Here is a 2,074-nt window from a genome sequence, read left to right as displayed (position 1 = left end):
GCGCTCCCCTCGGGGAGCGCCGCCGTCGGCGTCTCCCGGTGGTGACCGCATACCCAGCTCGGGGTTGGTAAGGCTAACCTCACCTGCTACTGTCGGCGTACGCGGGGAGGCGCCCCTCGGGGCGCGGGGCTGGGGGGTTCCACCTGAGACGTGCGGCGCCTCCCCGCGATCAGTAGTCCTTCGGGTCCAGGCGACGCAGGACGACGGCGAGCAGCCGGCCGAGCTCGGCCCGCTCCGCCTCGGACAGGTCCGCCAGGGCCGCGCGCTCGTGCTCGATCTGCCGGGGGAACAGCTCGTCGACGAGCGCCTCCCCCTCCGTGGTCAGCGCCACGAGCACGCCGCGCTTGTCGCGCTCGTGCACGGCGCGTCCCACCAGGCCGGCGCGCTCCAGCCGGTCCAGGCGCTTGGTGATCGACGCCCCGGGCGAGCCCGTCATCGTGGTGATCTCGCCGGCGCGCAGCGGGCGCCCGGACCGCCGCAGCGCGGTGAGCACGTCGAGCTCGGCACGCGTGACGTCGCGGGCGGCGAGGTCGTCGGACACCTCGGCCTCCAGCAGGGCGGCGATCCGGCACAACCGCGCGCCGACGTCGGCCGGGGACGTGTCGACGGCGGGGAGCCGCTCGGCCCACTGCGCGCGCACGCGCTCGATGTAGTCCACGGCGACAGGATAGACGTCACACCGCAACTACTTCCATGATGATTTACCCGTGAACTATCATCGGCGGCAATGCCTCCCACCTCCTCCCCCGTCCTGACGAGCGCCCGCGACGTCCTCGACCCCGCCCACCTGCGCACCGCGCTGCGCATCAACCCCGCCGACGCGACGCTCGCGGCAGCGCTGCGCGTCGGCGCCGCGGCCGCCGTCGTCCTCGCGCTGAGCGCCGCCGTCGGTCGCACCGACCTGGCGGCCTTCGCCTCCCTGGGGGCGCTCGTCATCCTCTACGGCCGGTACGAGCCGTACCGGCGGCGTGCGTCCCTGCTGGCCGGCGTCGCCGCCGTGTTCGTCGTCGCCTTCCTGCTCACGGCCTCCCTCACCGCCGCGGGCGCCCCCGTGCTCGTGGTCCTCGCGGTGGTGGCGCTGGTGGCCGGCGTGGCCACCGCCCTGTGCACCCTGGTCCGCACCGGACCGCCCGGGGCGAGCATCGTCGTCTTCGCCGCGGCGGGCGGCATGGTCGGCCCCCTGGCGTGGGGCGACGTCGCCGAGCGCGGGACCGCGTTCGCCGTCGGCGCCGCGATCGCGTGGCTCGTCGGGATGAGCGGGTGGCTCGTCCGCCCGAGCGCGCCCGCGCGGCTCGCCGTCCGCCGGGCGGCGGACGCCGTGCGGAGGTCCCTCGACGCCGGCACCGACGCCCCGGACGCCGCGCGGGCCGCGTCGGCCGCCGTGGCCCGGGCCCGCGAGGTGCTCGCCGACGACCTGTCCCGCCGGCGCACCCGCGACCCCGCGCGCGTGCTCGCCGCCGAGCTGGCAGCGGTCGAGGCGGCGCTCGACCCCACGACCGACCAGACCCCCGACGGCGCGACCTCGCGCACCGTCCCGCCCGCCGACGCCCTGCCGCCGCGTCGCCGCCTGCGCGACGACGTCCGCGCCGGCTGGCGCCTCCCCGGCTGGCGCCTCGCCGGGGTCCGCGTGGTGCTGGCGAGCGTCGTCGCCGGCGCGGGCACGCTCGCCGCCGGGCTGAGCCACCCCGCGTGGGCGCAGCTCGGCGCCACGGCCACCCTGCAGGGCGCGAGCACGCGCCACGCCGTGGTCCGCGCGCTGCAGCGCGGGGGCGGCACCGTGCTGGGCGCGCTGCTCGCCTGGCCCCTCCTGGCGGCGCACCTGTCGTTCGCCGCGACCTGCGTCGTCGTCGTGGTGCTGCAGGTGGTCACGGAGGTCGTCGTCGGGCGCCACTACGGGCTGGCGATGCTCACCATCACGCCGATGGCGCTGCTGATGACGTCCCTCGGCGGGTCGGTCGACCCGGCCGGGATCGCGGCCTCGCGCGCCCTCGACACCGTGCTCGGCGCCGTGGTGGGGGTGCTCGCCGTCGTCCTGGTGCACCCGCGCCGCCGGCCGGCCGCGCCTGCGGCGGCC

At 77.7% G+C, this 2,074-nt stretch carries 2 protein-coding genes; one reads left to right on the top strand and one right to left on the bottom strand.

Features of this window, described 5'->3' with window-relative positions; all coding sequences use genetic code 11:
- Window positions 1-169 precede the first annotated feature (169 nt).
- Window positions 170-658, bottom strand: a complete 489-nt coding sequence (locus ACFWEK_RS21115; protein WP_430555310.1) for a MarR family winged helix-turn-helix transcriptional regulator — start codon at window positions 656-658, stop codon at window positions 170-172.
- Between the two features lie 69 nt (window positions 659-727).
- Between ACFWEK_RS21115 and ACFWEK_RS21110 the strand changes: the two genes are divergently transcribed.
- A partial coding sequence (locus ACFWEK_RS21110) for an FUSC family protein (protein WP_430555309.1) occupies window positions 728-2,074 on the top strand: 1,347 nt, incomplete at its 3' end.

Origin of the sequence: Isoptericola sp. NPDC060257 (genome assembly GCF_042726645.1) — a bacterium.
Taxonomy (GTDB): domain Bacteria; phylum Actinomycetota; class Actinomycetes; order Actinomycetales; family Cellulomonadaceae; genus Isoptericola; species Isoptericola nanjingensis.
This window is presented reverse-complemented; position numbering and strand designations above follow the sequence as displayed.